We start from the raw sequence: 20,052 nt of genomic DNA, 5'->3' as shown, positions 1-20,052 counted from the left end.
GCCTCCCCCCACTGTCACGGTATCTGGTGGAGATGGGTTTGTCGACATTAGTAATGCCAACATTACATTTACTTCAGGCTCTGGGGGCACGATAACCGGTACGAACAATTCAGTCTACGGTAGTGATGGGCAAATAACTTTTGAGAGTGATGCAACAGCCACTGTTGTCGGCACTGGTCTTACGCTTAACCTTGGAACCAACGCAAACGTCACAATCACGAGTGACCCCAATGCGCCCACAGGGGCCACAGGCGGGAATACGCTATCTCTGGATTCAGGGTTAAGCTACTCACTCTCCAATAACACGACAATTAGCACCGGCGACAATGCGGGCGTTTATAGTCTCGTAACTAGCGCCGGCTCAAACTCTATTGGCTACACGGTTAGCACTGCGCCTTCTGGCGGCGCAGTCGTCGTGAGTGGGATTCAGTCGGTTAACGGTACGAATTTGAGCTCAGGTGCCACCTCCGCACTGACGGCAATGGGCATCGATCCGCAAAATGTGTCTATAGGTAGTCTTAATGCCATTGACGCAAACACTTTAAACGTCCTTGGTACTACCAGCCAAGTACAGACTAGCCTTGTGGTCGATCCCACCACGCAGAACGCAGTGGCGACAAGCTTTCAGAGTACGACCGATCGTAACCTTCAAACGATTACTGCAATTGACAGTACCGGTAAGGTTACAGGTTCTACCACTATTACGCAGACTGTTGATACGACTGAGGGCAGTCCAGCATTTGGCCAGTCGATTGCGAATACGTACAACGTAGAGCAAACAGGATCAGCTGGTGCAGCGGTTGTGCAGATAAGCGACATCGGAAATACTTATGTTGTTAGCGGCGCCGCTTTGAATTTGGCCGGTAACTCCTCAGCGGTAATTATTGGGGCCGACAATCAGATCTCCTTGGGACAAGGCGCGTCTGTAACGACCAGCAATTCAGATGGCGGAAATACAATCAATGTGCAAAGCGGTGCTGCGGTGCGTGTGAGTGGCGCTGATAATGTGATTAATCTAGGTGCCAACTCTACGGTGAATTTGGTGCCGGGAGTAAATTTGATTGATGGCAGCGTCGCATCTACAACGCTTAACTTGGCATCAGGTGAATCACTGGTCGTTCAAGGCAATACGACAATCAGTACGACTGGTACCGGTGTTTACAATTTAACCTCAGAGGTGGGTAGCCATTCAGTTAGTTACACGGCCACCACGTCAGCCAGTGGATCACCAGTACAGTTAAGCGCAATACAAGCGGTTGATGGGCTTTCACTCAACGCAGGTGCTTCAGCCGCTCTTGCAGCGATGGGTGTTCAGACCGGTTCGGTGCTAAACGGAGATGTGCAATTATCGGCTAGTAATGGTGCGGTAACAGTCACTAATGCGCAAGGGCAGGTGACAGCAAATATTGCTATCAACGCATCCACGGGTGCAGTAAAACAAACGGATTTTACATCGTCAACCGACTCCAATGTCCAGACGGTTACCAGTTATGATTCAACAGGTAAGGTCATTGGTGCGAGCACGATTACCCAGGCGCTTCAGACCGCGAGTGGTAGTTCTGGCGACATAGAGGCTGTGCCGAATACATATACGGTGGTCAATCAGGATAGCAGTGGTAAGGAAGTGGCGTCGGGGGTCCGAACGGTGGACCCTGTTGACGGAAGTTATGTTGACAACTTGACGACTGCGGACGGCACCAAACTCGTGATTAGTACAGACAGTTCTGGCGTCTCGACGGTGACGTCAAGTACACCTGGTCCGATTCCGGATGCGGCTACGTCCGGTTTTTCTTCGGCGCAATCTTTGCTGCAAGCTATTCAACAGGGTCAAACTGTACCTGCCGTCCTTGCAGGGTACACATTAGTTAATCAAGTCAGTGACAATGCCGCGGCCATACCTGGGGTAGGGAATGCTATTTCCGTTTATAACGAAGCGAACTCGGTCAAAGCATTCATCAATGACATACAGTCGGGCAATGTGATAGGAGCAGTTGCTGCGGGTGCTAACGCAACTGCAGGGGGAGTTAGCCTACTAGCCGCTACTGGGACTGCAGGGGTTAACGCGACTGTAGCAAGTGAATTTAATGGTGCGGCTGCTCTGATCACATCAATCGCGGATCTGCTTCAGGATAATCCGCAAGGCGCAGCGCTTTCAGCCTTGGCGACGTTAGGGTTTTCTAACTCAATAGCTGCACTAGCTTCGTCACTAACAGGCGTGACAGTAGCAGCACAGGATATTCCCGTCGTAGGTATCGTCCTGTTTGCGGCGGCAATGATCGAAGCGGAGTTTTCTTCGCCGCCCGCTCCCCCAGCGGGCATCGCGACAGCAGGTTGGAGCCCAACCAACAGCACCGGAATTCAGATCAATGCGAGCGGCAACGGTGGTGGGGATACCGCTGCGTACAACATGTTAAACGCATTGATTCAAAGCTTACAAAATGTTGTCACTCAAGCTAATAACAATGGTCTTCAGTTAGGAATCATCCCTGAACGGCTTGGTAGCATTAGTTTTCATGGCACATCGTACAAGGTCAATACAATAGATCCCACCACGGGTCAGCCCCTTGACCCTCAGCAAAGGTACAGCTCAACTGGGGTGGCGACAGTCGACACCGGGGATTCATCTTACTTTCAGACGATTGCACAGTTTTATGACCAAAATGCACTAGCACGGCAGGCGATAGCACCGCTGTGGGAAGTACAGACAGCAGCTGCGCAATCCGCCAATGGCATCTCTAATGCTGGCCTGTCTGAAACCGAACGTGCTGCGGTCTTGGGCGAGTTGGCCTCACCGGTTCCTGCAGGTGCTACACAGATTGAGTGGAATCCGATTGGGCTTGATTTTGGCGGTGGATTGGCCACAACAAATCTGGTCAACAGTCCTGCCGCCTTCAACGTCACCGGAACCGATGATTTTGCGAACAATTTGGCGGGCACCCCGCAAACGAACTTCCTTTATCAAACGAGTTGGCTCAACAGTACTGATGGCTTTCTGGTGCTTAATGAGGGGCTAAATGGCACGGTTGACAACGCCCAGGATATGTTCAGTGACGCTGCCGTTGCTCCTGGATATCGCGGTGTTGCAAGCCTCGCACAATACGACATCAATGGTAGCGGTGTTATCAATGCGAGTGATCCTGTTTTTGCGCAGATGGGTGTCTGGTTCGACACTGAAGGGACAGGTGTGTTTAACAGCGCTGGCTATCACAGCCTCAGCAGTTTAGGGATCACCAGTTTGAATTATGGGATGGGCACCTATACGACAAGCGACGGTGGTGTTCACCAAATGGGCACACTCAATCTTGAAGCAAGCTCTGTCGGTCAAAGCTATACCGCGGTGACGAGTGGTATTGAAGTTACATCAACGACAGGGAAGTCGTATGTAGAAGTGACTAAGCTCACTGACTTATCTTACCTAGCGCCCAATGAGGAAGGCTTTACAACGTATGAAGATACGCCCGCGCTCGTGCAAGAGCATGGATCTACCGCAGTGACTGTGAATTTGAGAGGCAACGGAAATGTACAGGGACTGTTAGACAACATCAATTGCAATGGCGCACCAAGTTCATTGCTCACGGTCACGAGCGTTCAAAATGCATTCGGTGGCACGGTGACCTTAGATATGGTGGCCGGAACGATTACGTTTACACCTTCAAACGGCTTTTTTGGGGTTGCTGGGTTTGATTATACAGTGGCTGCACCGTCCTACGGCACAACAGAGGCCCACGTTCAAGTCACCGTGCAGCAGCAGGATCACCCGCCTGTTATTACTGGTGACTCTCTCGCGCAAATGCCTGTTTACAATTCGGGAGGTACCTTAATCGGCTACACCACGAATCCTTACGCGGGCACATTCTCAGTTGCTGACCAAGACTATTCTGCCAGTGCCTTAAATTGGAGTGTGATCAATCAGCCCCAGATTGGGAACGTTTCAGTTGATGGCAGTGGCAACTGGTCATATAGCAACGGACAGCCAGTTGGCGGCAGCGTCGCATTTGTTGTTCAAGTTGCCGACCCGTTGGGTGGGACTTCCCAGTATACGGTCCATGTGCCTTTGCCAACACCCCCAGCTTCATCTTCCGGTGAAGGTGATGGAGGCGGAGGTGGAGGGGGAGATAATTATTCTGGCATCGTTAGTGGCGTTGGTGCAGGTGGAACCATTGTCAGTGGGGATGGCGGTGGCGGTGGCGGTGGCGGGGGTGGCAGCGTTGGCGACGGTGGTGCCAGTGTCGTCGTCGGTGATGGTGACGGTTATCACAATGGCGACGGTGATGGTGGTGGTGATGGTGACCCACTTATTTTGGATCTGCACGGGACTGGATTCAATTTTACTTCTCTGACCAATTCGACTGTTTTTTTTCAGCAAGCATCTGATGGACTTCGTCATCAAACCGCATGGTTTACGGGCGGTAATGGTATTTTAGCGTTCGATGAGTATGGCACAGGCATCATTTCAGATAGCAGCGAGACGGATTTTTACACGCAAGTAAACGGTGCCACGAATGATCTTGAGGCGCTGGAGCTGTTAGCCAACGGTGCGCCGCAATTAAATGCGACGAATCCTTTCTGGTCTAAGCTAGGTGTGTGGGTCGATAGCAATAATGATGGTGTCTGCCAACCTGGTGAGTTCCAAACGTTGACTCAGCTGGGAATCGTGTCTATCAACTTTGCCTCCACGCCATCTTTTTCTGTACAGAACGGGGTGGTCATCACCAAAACGGTGACCTTCACGTATCAGGATGGCACGACGCAGCAAATGGCGGAGGTGATGTTGCCTACCTCTAACCAAGCGCTGGTAGGAGATACGACAGGGGGCGCCCAGGTTGTTACCGCATCGCAAACGGGCAACACCTCACCGATCACGGCCGGCGATGGGAACAACATTATTTACGGCCATGCGGGTGACAACTACATTACTGCTGGCAATGGTAATAATGTCGTCATGACCGGGACGGGCAATCAGGTGATTGAACTCGGCAATGGCGACAACGATATTCAGACCGGACAGGGACAGGCCGCGATTGTGTCGGGCAATGGTAACAACACGATCGTGCTGGGCAATGGCAATAAGACAGTCGTTGTGGGGTCGGGCAATAATACCGTGATCGGTGGCAATGGTGACAACATCATCATGGCCGCGGGTGGTAACAACATACTCTATGCAGGTAGTGGCAACAGCTTAGTCTATGCTCAAGACGGCAACAACACACTCATCGGTGGCGCAGGCAATGACAAGCTTATTGCCGGCAACGGTAACAACACGTTTAACGACGGGGGTGGCCGAGCGAGCATGACTGCCGGCACAGGTAGTAACACGTTTACGGTGACCAACACCGCAGACACGATCATGGTAGCCGCACCCGTCGCTGGACAAAGTGCAGGAGTCAACACCGTTAAAACAAGTGTGAACTGGACGCTTGGGGCGAATCAGCAGATATTGTGGGGCACGGGATCTGCTGCACTGACATTGACCGGGAATAACTTAGACGATCAAATCATTGGCAATGGTGCTGCGGATACGTTGATTGCGGGTACGGGAAATGACACGCTTGCTGACAGTGGTGCTGCGGTCACGATGATTGGAGGCAGTGGCAACGATACGTTTATCGTGACCAATGCGGGCACGGTTATTCAGGCAGCGAGCGGTGCAGGTGCCTCCACAGTCAAGACAAGCGTTAACTATACATTGCCTGCCAATGTTGACACGTTGCAGGGCACTGGTAATAGCGCGCTTACCCTGACGGGTAGCAGTCAAGATGGTGTGACCATCATCGCGAATAACGCGAACGATACCTTGATCGCTGGCAGCGGAGCGTCAACGCTGATCGGTGGTAGCGGCAACGACTCGTTCATGTTGGGGGCCGGTAACGAGACTGTGCAGCTCGGCGCGGGGCAATCCACCGTCGTAGGCGGCAGTGGCAACAATGTTGTCACCGGCACGTCAGCGGGTAACGCGAACGTGACGCTCGGCAACGGCAACAACACGATACAAGTGGGCAGCGGTTCCAACCAAATCCAGGTGGGTAATGGGACGAACCAGATCACCACAGGTGCGGGCACCAATGTGATCACCGTTGGCTCTGGTAATGACAAGATTATCAATCAGGGTGGTAGCGATGCGCTGAAATTGCAGCTTGCAACGCCTACCACGACACGATTTAAAGCGCAGGGCAATGATCTGGTCATCACTGAAAATGCTGGTACTAGCCAGCCGTCTCAGGTGGTAGTCAGCAATCAGGAGGTTGGACGTGGCGTGAGTGCGATCGTCATCGGCGGGAATACTTACAGCGCTGCCACGGTCACCGCGATTCAGAAGGATGTCGTGACAGTCAGTCAGCAGACGGTGAACCAGACGGCGACAGCGGGTAGTGTATGGAATTACACCCTACCTTCAACCTTGTTTGGTTTGTCAGTGTCTGCTGATACATTGACATATAGCGCAAGCCTCACTAACGGACAGGCCTTGCCTGATTGGTTGAGTTTAGATGCCGTCACGGGGCAATTCAGCGGCACACCACCTGAATCAGCAGGCGCCGGTGTCGCGATTCAAGTGACAGCCACGAGTATGGGTGGGTCAACTGCCAGCGCCACCTTGCAACTGGAGATTGATGACACTTATACGGGTACCAGTGGCACAAATACCATTGCGGGCGTTGGGGCAGTCAACACATTGACCTACGCTAGTTTGTCAACAACAGGACAGCAAGGGATACAAGAGCAGGGTATTGTTGCGAACTTAGCAACGGGTCGCATTGAGAAGGCAAGCGGTCTGACCGGGATGGTTGCAGATGCGCTGGGTGAGAGTGGCTGGGCATCTTTCGCCGATCTGAGTGGGCCAACGGCCATGGGGCTTGGTCAGGCAACGTTTGGTGGCTCGTGGATTGCGCAAGCGTTCTCGAATGTGATCCCCATCACATCAAGTGTTCTACCCGACACTTATGTGTACGGGATTATGGATGCTGGGTTAACGAAAGTTGCCCTAGTGCAATTGAACAACGATGTTGCGAGTGGTGGTGTTAGTCAATACAAAGTAAATACTTACTACTCGCAAGGCAATCAGCTGACGAATCTGGCGAGTGTGGATTTCGCAAACTCAGCGGACTGGTACGACAACAGTGGCTCGGATGGATATGAGCTCTCAAGCGTGACGTATGCTCAGGCGCAAACAGACACGGTAAGCAACATCCAGACATTGATCGGCACCGCTGGCGATGACGTGCTGATCGCCGGTAATGGTAACGAAACGCTGGAAGGAGGCGGGGGGCATAACATCTACGTGGTCGACGCGGGCAACGGCACGGATAAGATCATCGCTGACGAAGGACGTCTCGATACGCTCGAGCTGCAGGGCACGACGGCAGCAACAACGCGCTTGGTTGCACAGGGCGATGATTTACTGATCACGCTGGACGTGGGGATGAGCACACAGAGCCAAGTCGTTGTCAGTCATCAAGAAACCGGTGGTGGTGTGGGTACAGTTGTCATTGATGGCACGAGTTATAGTGCTGCGACAATTGAAGCCTTACAGACGGCGAGTGCTGTGACCGCCAGTCAGAGTGCCTTGACACAGACTGCGACAGCTGGGACCGCTTGGAGCTACCTGCTACCATCCAATCTGTTTGGGACGTCGGTTGCTGGCGACAGCTTGGTTTATAGTGCCACGCTTGTCAATGGCAATGCACTGCCTAGCTGGTTAAGTTTTGATTCGACTACTGGCCAATTCAGTGGTATCCCTAGTGAACAAGCGTCCGGCGCATTGGCTCTGCAGGTGACAGCGACTGATCTGAGTGGCGCAACCGCGAGCACCGTGTTGACGGTAACCGTGGCGCACGCCTATCAGGCCCCCACGGTGACGGAGAACATTGGCCTTCAAAGTGCCGTGGTGGGTGCGTTGTGGTCTTATACCTTGCCGGATGGTTTATTCACTGAGTCGATTCCCGGTGACACATTGACCTACAGCGCCAGTTTAGCGAATGCACAAGTACTACCGAGCTGGCTGAACTTTGATGCGAACACTGGGCAGTTAAGCGGCATCCCTTCGGCCGACGCTGGAGAGGGGTTGTCGATCATATTGAGTGCGACCGACGAGGGTGGATTGTCTGCCAGCACATCGCTTGACCTACTCATTAGCAACGCGGTTACCGTAGCGAGTGTGCCAAGTACGGCAACCGCTGGCGCCGGATCGGATTCAACACAGACCGCAATATCCAGCACAACGACCGGGATGGACGTACTCGGCCAAGCGACATTTGGTGGTTCGTGGATCGCGCGGCCGATTGCTCGCGTCACACCAATTGTCTCCACGGTACAAGCTAACACTTATGTGTACGGTGTTCTCGATGCAGGGCTAACCAAGGTGGTGCAGGTTCAGGTAAGCAGCGACGCGACGGGCAGCAGTGGTAGTGAATATAAAGTCAGTACCTACTACGCCCAAGGTGATCAGCTCACCAAGTTAGCGAGCACGAATTTTGCTCAAGCGGCGGGCTGGTTCGACAATAGTAGTTCGGGTGGTTATCAGCTATCAAGCGTGACTTCTCAGCAGGTACAAACGGGAGCGATCACTAATATTGCAACATTGAGCGGTAATGTCAGTAATGATGTGTTGGTTGCGGGTACCGGTAGCGTGACATTGTCGGGTGGGTCTGGTAGTAAAACCTATGTCGTGAACGCTGGCAGCAGCACTGATACGATCAACGCCAATGCGGGGCAGATTGATACTTTGCAGCTCCAAGGTACAACATCTGAGACGACTCGTCTTACCGCACTGGGTAACGATTTGCTGATTACGTTGGATGCGGGTACCACGACGCAAAGCCATGTGATTTTGACTAATCAGGAGGTGGGCGGCGGTGTTGGCACATTGGTCATCGGAGGGACCAGTTATAACGCAGCCACCATGGCCGCGCTACAACGTGATGCGGTAATGGTGAGCGAGGCGGTACTAAACCAGACGATCAATGCAGGGAGCGTCTGGAACTATGCGTTACCAACAAACTTGTTTGCAACCACCGTCTCGGCCGACACATTGGCCTATAGCGCGACGCTGACCAATGGCGCTGCGCTGCCTGCGTGGTTAAGTTTTGATACGACGACGGGCCAATTCAGTGGGACTCCTACGGAGCAGGCGGCTGGCGTAATCGCGTTGCAAGTCACAGGCACCGGGATGAATGGTGCAAGTGCCAGTGCGGCGTTGAACCTGACGGTGGCACCTGCTTATCAGGCACCTACCGTGACCGAATCGCTCTCGGCTCAGAATGCAGTGTCGGGCGCGCTGTGGTCGTATAGTGTGCCGAATGGATTGTTTAATGAATCGATAGCAGGAGATACGTTGACTTACAGTGCCAGCTTATCTAACGGCCAGGCGCTGCCGACGTGGCTGAGTTTCAATGCGACCACTGCGCAATTCAGTGGCACGCCACCTGGTTCGAGTGCAAGTGGCGTAGGGCTAGAAATCACTGCCACTGATCTGGCCGGATTAAGTGCGAGTGCAGCACTGAGCTTGAATATCAGCGCGAGCAATGCCACAGCAAGTACTGCGGTCGCAAGTACCACGACTGCTTCACTGGTCCAAGCGTTGGCGAGCACGAGTACGCCCACGGCTTCAGCGCAGACGAGCGCTGTGAGCACTCAGCCACCGGCTTCAGCGAGCGTGTTGTTGGCGAACTCGCATTGAAGCCACGGAGCCTGTGAAGGGGGACTGCAAGGATGTCACGGCAAGTCCCTCTTCGCTGGCTAATTTTTTGAACGGCTGACAAGGCAATGTGTGCATCCCGTACGTGAGGTTGATATTCAGCGTCACTAACCGAAGAGTTCACCAAGCCGCATTTTATAAGTCTCATCTCTGAATTGTTTTTTTGCACTGAATGTCTGAATCACAAACACCAGCAAGTCACAATGACCCCCAACAAATGGAATCTGCCGCATCCATTACCCCTGACACGGGGCTAGCAAGCCTGTTGGTGATGGCGCAGCTGCATGGTCTCATTGCTGATGAGCGAGTGCTAAAGCATCAACTAGGTGACGTTCTATTTGATACGCAGCAAATATTGCTGGGCGCCAAGCTCATTGGCATGACAGCACGCGCTATACAGCAGGATTTAGCGCGTCTGGACAAAGCACCGTTACCTGCCGTTGCGAAAGCGCGTGACGGCCAATTTTTTATCCTCGCTCGTTGGATTCCAGCGCGTTCGTCGGCGGCTGACAGGGCGATCGCACCTAATCAGGCGAATGGTGCTGCAACACCATCCGAGCTTCCCTCAGCGAGTGCTGGACAAGTACTGATCCAACGGATCGGTGAGCCCGCAGAACTGCTCACTATCGATGCGCTCGTCGCCATGTGGACGACTGATCTCATCTTCTTTACCAGCAAAGCTAGTTTTGCTGGTGCGATGGCACGCTTTGATTTCAGCTGGTTTGTACCTGCTGTCATCAAATACCGGCGTTTATTGGGCGAAGTGTTACTGATCTCTTTTGTGTTGCAACTGATTGGCCTGGTTACGCCTATGTTTTTTCAGGTTGTAATGGACAAAGTGTTAGTCAATCACGCCATGCGAACACTCAACGTGATTGCGATCGGCCTGGCGGTATCCATCATTTTTGAGGCGACGCTGACTGGGATTCGCACGTGGGTGTTTGCGCACACAAGTTCAAAGATCGACGTAGAGCTCGGTGCCAGACTCTTTCGGCACCTACTCGGTCTGCCAATCGCGTACTTTCACGCGCGCCGAGTAGGCGACTCGGTCGCTCGTGTTCGAGAGCTAGAAAATATCCGTGCTTTTTTAACTGGCAACGCGATGACACTGGTATTGGATTTGGCTTTTTCTTTCGTTTTCATTGCCGTGATGCTTCACTACAGTTTGGTGTTGACAGGCATTGTGGTTGGGTCAATCCCATTTTACGTGTTGCTCTCTTTGATTTTCACGCCCGTCATTCGAAAGCGACTGGATGAAAAGTTTAACAAAACTGCTGAAAATCAATCATTTTTGGTTGAATCAATCAGCGGTATCGATACGCTGAAAGCGCTAGCGGTAGAGCCGAGGTGGGCGCAGAAATGGGATCAACAGCTCGCGAGCTACGTGACGGCGGGCCTTTCGGTGACGAATGCCTCAACGTTTGCGAGTGGCGGAGTAACGCTCATTAGCAAGCTCGTGACTGCACTGATTATGTGGGTAGGGGCCACTCAGGTCATCAACGGAAAGCTCACCGTCGGTGAGTTGGTTGCTTTTAATATGTTGGCGGGCCAAGTTTCAAATCCAATTCTCAGACTCGCGCAACTGTGGAACGATTTTCAACAAGTGGGCATTTCGATGAGCCGTCTGGGTGATATCCTCAATGCTCGCACGGAAGTTGAAGGACAGAAAACCAGACTTCCTAGACTAGACGGTGCTATTGCGTTTGAGGGTGTTTCATTTCGCTATCGGCCTGACGCGTCGGATGTGATTCGGCAGCTTTCGCTACGCATTGAGCCGGGCGAAATCATTGGTGTCGTGGGGCGCTCGGGCTCTGGTAAAAGTACGCTCACCAAACTTGTTCAGCGGCTGTATGTGCCCGATCGAGGTCGGGTATTAATCGATGGGCAAGATATTGCAATTATTGACACGACATCATTGCGCCAACAGATTGGGGTGGTGCTTCAAGAGAACGTCTTGTTTAACCGATCGGTTCGCGACAACATCGCGCTGACCAATCCTGCACTGCACTTTGATGCCATTGTGGCAGCGGCGAAGCTTGCCGGTGCGCATGAGTTTATTTGTGAATTGCCTGAAGGCTACGATACGGTTGTGGGCGAGCATGGCGTAGGACTTTCAGGTGGCCAGCGTCAACGGATTGCCATTGCGCGTGCCCTAATCAACGATCCTCGCGTATTGGTTTTTGATGAAGCAACAAGTGCGCTTGACTACGAGTCCGAGCGAATCATACAAAACAATATGCAAAAAATCTGCCAAGGAAGAACGGTCGTGATTGTTGCGCACCGCCTCTCGGCTGTCAGAGACGCACATCGTATCGTGGTCATGGATAAAGGGCAAATTATCGAAGAGGGGAGTCACCAAGCACTCATCGCAAATCCTCAGGGCATGTACAGCTATCTATATCGATTGCAGCAAGTAGGGGCAGAGGACACTTCGGTCGACATGGGGGCTGCGGTATGAGCCTCAAGCACCGTGCTCAGGCCACGCAGGATTTATTCAGTCGTTACGCACAAGCGTTTCGGTTTTGGTGGCCACTGCGTGAACAGATCAAAATGCCCTCTCTCAAGGCTCACGAGGCAGAGTTTTTACCTGCAGCGTTAGCACTGCAGCATGCCCCGGTATCGCCAGCAGGGCGTTGGGTCGCACGTATTCTGATGGGACTAGTACTGGCTGTCGTTATTTGGTCATTGCTGGGGCAGATCGACATTGTTGTGACGGTCACGGGTAAGGTAGTGCCGTCTGATCGCACCAAAACTGTTGCTGCCGTTGAAGTTGCGGTGGTGCGGGCCTTGCATGTCAAAAATGGGCAAACCGTGCATGCAGGCGATGTGTTGATTGAACTCGATACCAGCGAGAGTGACGCAGAGCACGATAAGGCTCACGGCGACGCGCAAGTAGCCACGCTTCAGGTCGCACGGTCTAAGGCACTCATTGATGCGGTGCGCCATTCAACGCCGCCACGTATGCCGCCACGCGATAGCTTAGCGATTGAAGTGACGCCTGAGCAGTGGCGTGAAGCGGCGGGTCAACTCGATAGCCAGTGGCGAGACTTCTACGCCAAGCGCGTGAGATTCGATGGGCAAATTGCGCAGTTTGCCAAGGATTTGCCTTTGTTGACACAGAGAGCCAAAGACTATAAGGAGTTGCTCAAAGATCACGATGTCGCCGAGCACGCCTGGATTGAAAAGGAGCAAGCCCGAATTGATATGGCAGGGCAGCTCAGTGACGCGCAAAACCAACGCCAGGCACTGATCACTCAGACGATCAAAGAAGCAAGCGATGCCCAGACTGATGGCCAGAAGTTGGCCGCGTCTAGTGCCCAGGACGCTCGTCGTGCATCGGAGCACAGTCGACACTTGAGCCTCACTGCACCCGTTGACGGTACGGTGCAGCAGCTAACTGTGTATACGGTGGGCACAGCGGTGCCGGCCGCACAACCCCTGATGCAAATCGTTCCCGAGGATGGCACGGTCGAAATCGAGGCCTATCTTGAGAATAAGGATATGGGGTTCGTTATTGAAGGCCAGTCTGCAGCGGTCAAAATCGACGCGTTTGAATACACCAAATATGGCACGGTTGATGCGCATGTCACTCACGTGTCTCACGACGCTGTGGTGCAAGACAAACCGCTAGAGACGGGGGACGACCACAGCGTCGCGGATGCTCCTCGAAAAAGCTCGCTTCAGTACGTCGTCAAATTGACGCTAGATCAGTCAAATATTTTTGTTGACGGCAAAGATATGCCGATTACCGCTGGTATGTCGGTGAGTGCCGAGATTCGCACCGGGACGCGACGGGTCATTGAGTATGTGCTGTCACCGCTGATTCGACACGCCCACGAGGCCTTAAAGGAGCGTTAATGATCAAGACGGTTAGTCAAGACAAGGCTTGCACGATAATGACTGTGGTCGGGACAATCGCAACAGTATTCATGAGCAGATGGGATTTACTTGTGATTTGTATTCGGATTCTTCCAATGTGCGCAAGTCGTATTGCTGGCATGATGCAATTGGGCGCCCTCAAACCCTGGGTGAGATGGTTGTTATGTGTGACCTGTATGTGGTCTTTGACGATAGCGGTGGGGCAAGCCTTTGAGCCGTTGGAGCTTGTGACGCCCGTAGAAGATCCATTATTGACTCGCCCGCCTGTCCTCGATCAGGGGTTCTTACTGCCTGGAGACCCATCGCCCGCACCGTGTGAGGATCGAAGAGAGAAGGATGGGCTCGCCGGTCGGTCGCCTCTCTCGCTTTTTGATGTATTGGACATTGGGATGTGTGCCAATCCGCAAGTCAAAGCGGCTTGGGCTGGTATCAAGGTTCAAGCCGCGGCGTTGGGTGAAGCGCGTGCGAGCTACCTCCCCACGCTTTCTGCAGCCGTCAGCCGAGTCAATGACAACACCCGCTACCCTAACGGGGAATTGACAGACACCGCTGTGCACGGCACGGCCGTCAACGCGAGCTTGACGTGGCGGCTGTTGGACTTTGGGGGCAGACAAGCTAGTAATGATGCTGCCAAAGCAGCGCTCGAGGCCGCGCTCGCCACCCACAGTGCGACATTACAGAAGACATTGTTTACGTTAATTGGCAATTACTTTGATTTGCAGACGGCACGAGCCGCCTGGCAATCAAAGCGCGAAGCCGAGGCGCTTGCCCGAAGTACGCTGCTCGCCACCGAGCGACGCGAGGCGAAAGGGGCTGGCTCAAAGGGCGACACACTGCAGGCGAAGACCGCGCTCGCAAAGGCGAACCTTGAGACGAGTCGCGCGCAGGGGGATTATGACAAGGCGCTTGCCGTCATGATCTACGGCATGGGATTACCCGCCAACACGTCGCTGCAACTTCAACAAGACGTGGAAGATAGCGAGCCTATCCTGACTCAGGATTTGGATGTTTGGCTTGAACGAGCCCGCCAAGCGCATCCAGCCATCGTGGCGGCGCAGAGGCAACTAGAATCCGCACGCCAGAAGGTGATCGTCACGGAGTCTGATGGTCTGCCAACCCTTGACCTCAGTGCTTATTACTATCAAAACGGACGCCCTAACCAGGGATTTCCGACCGTACAAACCAATGAAAACGTCGTTTACCTGACGCTCAATGTGCCGATATTCGAAGGTTTCGGTCGTACGTACAAGATCCGAGGCGCTCAAGCGCAGGTCGAACAGAGCGAAGCTACGCTTCAAGACACCACTCATCAGATCACTATGGATGTGGTGAAAACGTATTCGGACGCCAAAACGGCCCTTGCTAATTTAGAGGCATCAGCGTTGTTGTTACGATCAGCCGAGCAGGCATTGAGTTCTGTGCAACGCAAGTTTAGCCGAGGCGGCTCGGATGTCCTCGAAATGCTAACTGTGCAGGCTACCTTGGCCGATGCTCAGGGTCAACGTATTCGATGTCTCGGGGAGTGGCGTGCCGCCAAATTGAGGTTAGTCGCAAGTGCAGGCGCACTTGGGCGGTCTTCGTTCATACGTTGAGCGGTGTTGGCGGCTTTTTTCTTTCATTGTTGTTAGGCATTAACGCCGATCGAGTGTTGGATAAAAAGATGAAGTTGTTGCTATGTTGCAAGTAAATTGTTGTTAAACTTATCTGAGTATGGGTCTGTTGAAGCTAAGTTTGTGCAAAATAGGTATCGCACCAAAAAAAAGCAACACGAATAAATGATTTTCTAAAAAGGGGTTGTTAATGAGTACCGATCTAACGGGTAGCACGCCATCTCAAATAGCGGGTCTCAGTAATACGGTGATTGCGGGGCTCAGCGCTCAAGGATTGGTTGTACTTGATAGTTTGGGTTCACCGGTGGTGAGTGACTTCACCAGTAGCCAACTGGCCAGTATTAGTACGTCGGCGATTGGGGGACTGAGCGCCACACAACTGTATATCACCGACCAACTTGGCCGAGCGCTTGTCAAGGATTTAACGGTGACGCAAATTCAGGCCATTAGTGCGAGCGCGATCTCAAACCTAACTGCCGCGCAGCTACTTGCACAAGGGTCTGATGGGAGAGCGTTGGTCTCCGATCTGAGTCCAACTCAGATCGCGCAGATTAATGCAACTAACCTCTCACAGATCCTTAGTAGTGGTGCCTCAGGGCTTGCATTGCTAGCAAACCTAACGGCAACTCAGGTGATGGCACTTAGCGGCTCTGTGATTGCGAGCTTAACTATCTCGCAACTCTATAGTGAAGATGGTTCAGGTAGCGCGTTGTTAAACGATCTAAGTGCCTCGCAGATCCAAAGCATCAGTGCAAATGTGATTTCCTCACTGAGTGCAGCTCAGCTATTGGCAACCGGCAACAATGGTCTTGCCATTGTCAATGAGCTCACGGCCTCTCAGGTGACTCAGGTTAATACGACGGCGGTTAGTGGATTTAACCTGTCTCAGCTCCTACGAAGCGACGCGGCAGGCGCAACATTGCTAAATGATCTCACATCAAGTCAGATACAAGCGATTTCAAGCGCGACGGTAGGTCAGTTTACGGTCGATCAACTCACTGCCCAAGACAGTCAGGGGAAAACTATCATGACAGATCTGGGTGCGACGCAGATCAATGCGATCAGTGCTAGCACTGTCGGCGCACTCAACACTTCGCAATTGTTCACACTCGACAGTAACAATAAGGCGCTCATCAACGATCTGAGTCGCACGCAAATCCAGAACATTAATGGGGCGACGATTGCCTCCTTTACGCAACCACAGGAGGCGAGTCTCGGGTCTAGCGCGGTGGGGGGCTTTAACGCCACTGAACTGCTAACAACCGTGACGGCCACGGGTAACGCGCTTATCGATGATTTGACGAACACGCAATGGAAAAACATCAGCGCCTCAGCAGTTGGTGGCTTGAGCTCAGACCAGCTTGCTCAGACGGACAGCAGTAACGTCGCAAGGCTCAACAAACTCGGGTCTTCACAAGTGACTGGCATCTCAACTAGTGCGCTCGCCAGTTTGACATATCAGCAACTGACGAGTTACGACACCCAATCGCAAAGTATTGTGAATGATCTAAGCAGTACGCAGGTAGCGAGTGTTAGCAGTACGCAGCTAAATGACTTTGCAACAAGTCAAATACAAGGCTTGAGCGCGACAGTGGCGGCGAATCTGACCTATGCACAACTATTGACCGCTGATAGTAATGGTCAATGGCTGTTCAATGATTTGTCCAGCACCGAGATCGCAAGCAACACATCGGCCATGGTGCTTCAAAACCTATTCGTCGCCAATAGCGCTCAAGTAGGCACGGGTGATAGTGCAGAGACGATGCCCATCACCAACTTCTACTCACAAGCCATCAATCTCGTCAACACGCAGAGTGCAGTTGACTACGCAGGCGCAAACACCGTCACGAGCTATATGGCGCAATGGAATAATTCGACTTTTGGTTCCAGCGGTGCTTAGTTGGTGTTGTGCTGTTAGGTATCATTAGTGCCTCATTGAGGCAGAAGAATACCTATTAGCATAGCGATTTCGTGACTGCAATTAGCTTTAAAGTGTCATGTCTTCGCCTACTTTGCGCTTACGGAAGGTGTCAAAATCCATAAATGCGGGGTGTTATGCTCTTAGCAAGAGAAGTTGTTTTTGAAGCAATTCGTCAACGCGCTATCCTGAGAGATACCAATCAGCGATTAATTTCTCCAAACGGAGTCAATAACACCTGGTTAATTGACTTGCGTCGTGTGTTTATGGATCCGCACTCTCTGGACGCAGTAGCGGAGTTGTTCTGGCAAAAACTCTCGACCAAGCTACCTTTTCAGGTGGGTGGCATGGAGACTGCATCGATTCCTTTAATTTCAGCGATCTTGATGAAGTTTCTCGCGAAGGGAACGCCGGTCACCGGTTTCATCATACGCAAAGAGAGAAAGACTTACGGCACAGGCAGTACTATTGAGGGAGAGATCAGTGATCTACCTATCGTGCTAGTCGATGACATCATAAATTCAGGAAACAGCCTCGAAAAGGCCCGCGCTGTCCTTGATCAATTAGGTCGTAAAATATCATCGGTTTATGCGGTCATCGATTACCAGAGTCGGGCAGGCATTGAGTGGCGTGCTCGTCATCGGTTGCCGGTATTGTCATCATTTGGGTTAAATGACTTTGAATTGAGCTTGGGTGAACGCAAGCAAGCGTCGATTGTGTCTCCCATCTTTAAATTTAAATGGCGATTCAGTTCGCCAGATCCCAATTTTTTTCATCGGGTGCCAAAATCTTTTCCAGTTACAGACGGTGATCGTATCTACTTTGGTAGTGATTGCGGAATTTTCTGGTGCCTTGATGCATGGACCGGTGCGATCGTCTGGTGGTTTAAGGTGGACACAACAGGACATAAGAATTTGTGGTCTGCCCCAGCACTGCATCAGGGACGAGTTTTTTTCGGTAGTTATGATGGCAACGTTTATTGCCTAGACAGCGCAACTGGCGCAGAGATCTGGCGATATATTGGAGCGGACTGGGTGGGTTCTTCGCCAGCGTTGGCACCTGATATTGGTTTATTGTTTGTCGGGTTAGAGTTTGCTGTAGAGGGGAGGCGCGGAAGTGTGGTGGCGCTTGATATCAATACAGGTGAAAAACGCTGGGAGCATTTTACTAAGCGGTATACCCATGCGTCGCCTGCCTACTGGCCAGAAAAGCAACTTGTTGCGTGTGGTAGCAACGACGATGAAATTTTTTTGTTTGAAGGGCAAACTGGACGGATGCTCTGGCGCTTTCAGACTCGAGCTGAGCGGGGCAAAGGGTCGATCAGACATGCCCCAGCTTTTGATAAGAAAAGAAATCATCTTGTGACCGGCTGCGCAGATGGACGCATTTACATTATCGATGTCGCTACGGGTAAAGAGGTTTGGTCGGTACAGACTGCTAATACGATTTATACGGTCCCTTTAGTTTTTGGCGATACTGCCTACGTCGGTTCTACCGATAAATATCTCTACATCTTAGATTTAGAAAAGCAACTCGTCAGAAAGAAGATTTATTTTGGCTCTAAAATATTTGCTCCTTCACAATTATTACAAGGGAAAATATATTCAGCCGCGTGTAGTGGGACCATTTATGAGATAGATCCGATGACGGATGAAGTTCTTGGTACTCATCAACTGGCTGATGCAATAACGAACACACTCACTTTTAGCGCGAAGACAAATCTATTTTATGTGCTTACTTATGTTAATGAAATGTATGCGCTAGAGCGCTTATAAAAAACTCATTCTTGAACAGTTTTGCTTGGCGCCAGAGTTTTATATTAAGGAGATTGCTCGACTCGGCATGTTTTGGCATAAGCATTACGAAATTTTGGCTTATGGTGATTAAGGAACTGGTGCGAAAACAAAATGCAGCGCGACCCAGTGATGGCACCAAATAATAGGAATAAAAGTGGCGACAGAGATGAGGTTCTTTAAACGGATCTATCAAAATATAAACGTCAACGAGTTGTTGAATGAGGTGGATGCCAACCAAGATGCATGGTTGGTAGAAACCTCGAGACAAAAGGCCGTCAAAGTACAGCGTAAAACAGAGTCAATAGTTCTGCGAAGCGCTACCACTCGTACTGACATTTACGTTGATGAAAATCAAGAATGTTTGTCCACTACCCTCACAAGTCGATTTCCTCGGGCGATGAATTTTATGAACAACTTTGCTGCCGCTACACAGTGCAGCTTGTCGAGAGCGATGATTGTCCGTTTACAACCCCAGTCCTTCGTTTATCCCCATATAGATACCGGTTCATATTATTTAATCAGAGACCGTTATCATCTTGTTCTCAAAAGCACGATGGGCAGCATTTTACGCAGTGGAAATGAACAGGTAAAAATGCGTGAAGGCGAACTCTGGTGGTTCAATAATAAACAGTTTCACTCAGCGTTCAATGAATCAGACGATTGGCGAGTGCATTATATTTTTGATTTACTGCCTCGTGCATATGCACACCTTGCCTTAAATCCGCTTCCGACAAGAGCGTTGCACGAAAATACTGTGCCAACCTAACTGAAAGGGTAATCATCCCCCTGGGTTGTACGAACGTAAGCGCTTGGTGAACACATATTGCCTGACAAGGTTTCGCCATCACATCGCGAAGACTCGATTTGCTCGCGCAGCTTCAGATGAACAGACCCGCGGGAACGTGAAACCTATCTGATAAGGCTTTAATTTGCCATCAAATTCTTTGGCGAAAAGCGCACCGGTTGGACGCATTTCAATATTTCCCGGTACGCCGTGTTCAGATCATGCGGTAATCGTCCCCTAGGTTAACCGGGGTTAGAGGTAGAATTTTCTCATTATGAGGGGTTCTACAGATGAAGAAGTCACGATTCACAGAAAGCCAAATTGTTGAGGTATTAAAACGCGCTGAGGCGGGCGTTGCGGTGCCAGAGTTATGC

Annotated in this window: 7 protein-coding genes; all 7 read left to right on the top strand. The window is 51.7% G+C overall.

All coding sequences use genetic code 11. The features are described from left to right. Positions 1-415: 415 nt before the first annotated feature. On the top strand, positions 416-9,673 hold the full coding sequence (locus AC1W8Y_RS14320; RefSeq protein ID WP_482015175.1) for a putative Ig domain-containing protein: 9,258 nt from the start codon (positions 416-418) through the stop codon (positions 9,671-9,673). 235 nt (positions 9,674-9,908) lie between these two features. Continuing rightward, positions 9,909-12,149, top strand: coding sequence for a type I secretion system permease/ATPase (locus AC1W8Y_RS14315; protein WP_482015174.1), 2,241 nt, complete (start codon positions 9,909-9,911; stop codon positions 12,147-12,149). Then, entirely contained in the window at positions 12,146-13,549 is a 1,404-nt protein-coding gene (locus AC1W8Y_RS14310) for an HlyD family type I secretion periplasmic adaptor subunit (protein WP_482015173.1), read from the top strand. Before AC1W8Y_RS14315 ends, AC1W8Y_RS14310 begins: the two co-directional genes overlap by 4 nt. Before the next feature lie 116 nt (positions 13,550-13,665). Beyond that, positions 13,666-15,162 (top strand): TolC family protein, encoded by a 1,497-nt coding sequence (locus AC1W8Y_RS14305; protein ID WP_482015172.1) that lies wholly within the window; start codon positions 13,666-13,668, stop codon positions 15,160-15,162. 208 nt (positions 15,163-15,370) lie between these two features. Continuing rightward, positions 15,371-17,080, top strand: a complete 1,710-nt coding sequence (locus AC1W8Y_RS14300) for a beta strand repeat-containing protein (protein ID WP_482015171.1) — start codon at positions 15,371-15,373, stop codon at positions 17,078-17,080. A gap of 143 nt (positions 17,081-17,223) precedes the next feature. Then, positions 17,224-18,873 carry an outer membrane protein assembly factor BamB family protein gene (locus AC1W8Y_RS14295; RefSeq protein ID WP_482015170.1) on the top strand — a complete coding sequence of 550 codons (1,650 nt, stop codon included), beginning with the start codon at positions 17,224-17,226 and terminating at the stop codon, positions 18,871-18,873. A 175-nt stretch (positions 18,874-19,048) separates the two neighbouring features. Further along, positions 19,049-19,660, top strand: a complete 612-nt coding sequence (locus AC1W8Y_RS14290; RefSeq protein WP_482015169.1) for an aspartyl/asparaginyl beta-hydroxylase domain-containing protein — start codon at positions 19,049-19,051, stop codon at positions 19,658-19,660. Positions 19,661-20,052 lie beyond the last annotated feature (392 nt).

Source organism: Jezberella sp. (assembly GCF_964834465.1).
The sequence above is the reverse complement of the archived record's forward strand: the minus strand, read 5'-3'. Positions and strand labels throughout refer to the sequence as shown.

What these genes read in the sequence shown, in the direction of transcription:
- AC1W8Y_RS14300 (WP_482015171.1), top strand. Translation starts at nt 15,371, where the DNA reads ATGAGTACCGATCTAACGGGTAGCACGCCATCTCAAATAGCGGGTCTC.
- AC1W8Y_RS14295 (WP_482015170.1), top strand. Translation starts at nt 17,224, where the DNA reads ATGCGGGGTGTTATGCTCTTAGCAAGAGAAGTTGTTTTTGAAGCAATT.
- AC1W8Y_RS14315 (WP_482015174.1), top strand. Translation starts at nt 9,909, where the DNA reads ATGGAATCTGCCGCATCCATTACCCCTGACACGGGGCTAGCAAGCCTG.
- AC1W8Y_RS14305 (WP_482015172.1), top strand. Translation starts at nt 13,666, where the DNA reads ATGTGCGCAAGTCGTATTGCTGGCATGATGCAATTGGGCGCCCTCAAA.
- AC1W8Y_RS14310 (WP_482015173.1), top strand. Translation starts at nt 12,146, where the DNA reads ATGAGCCTCAAGCACCGTGCTCAGGCCACGCAGGATTTATTCAGTCGT.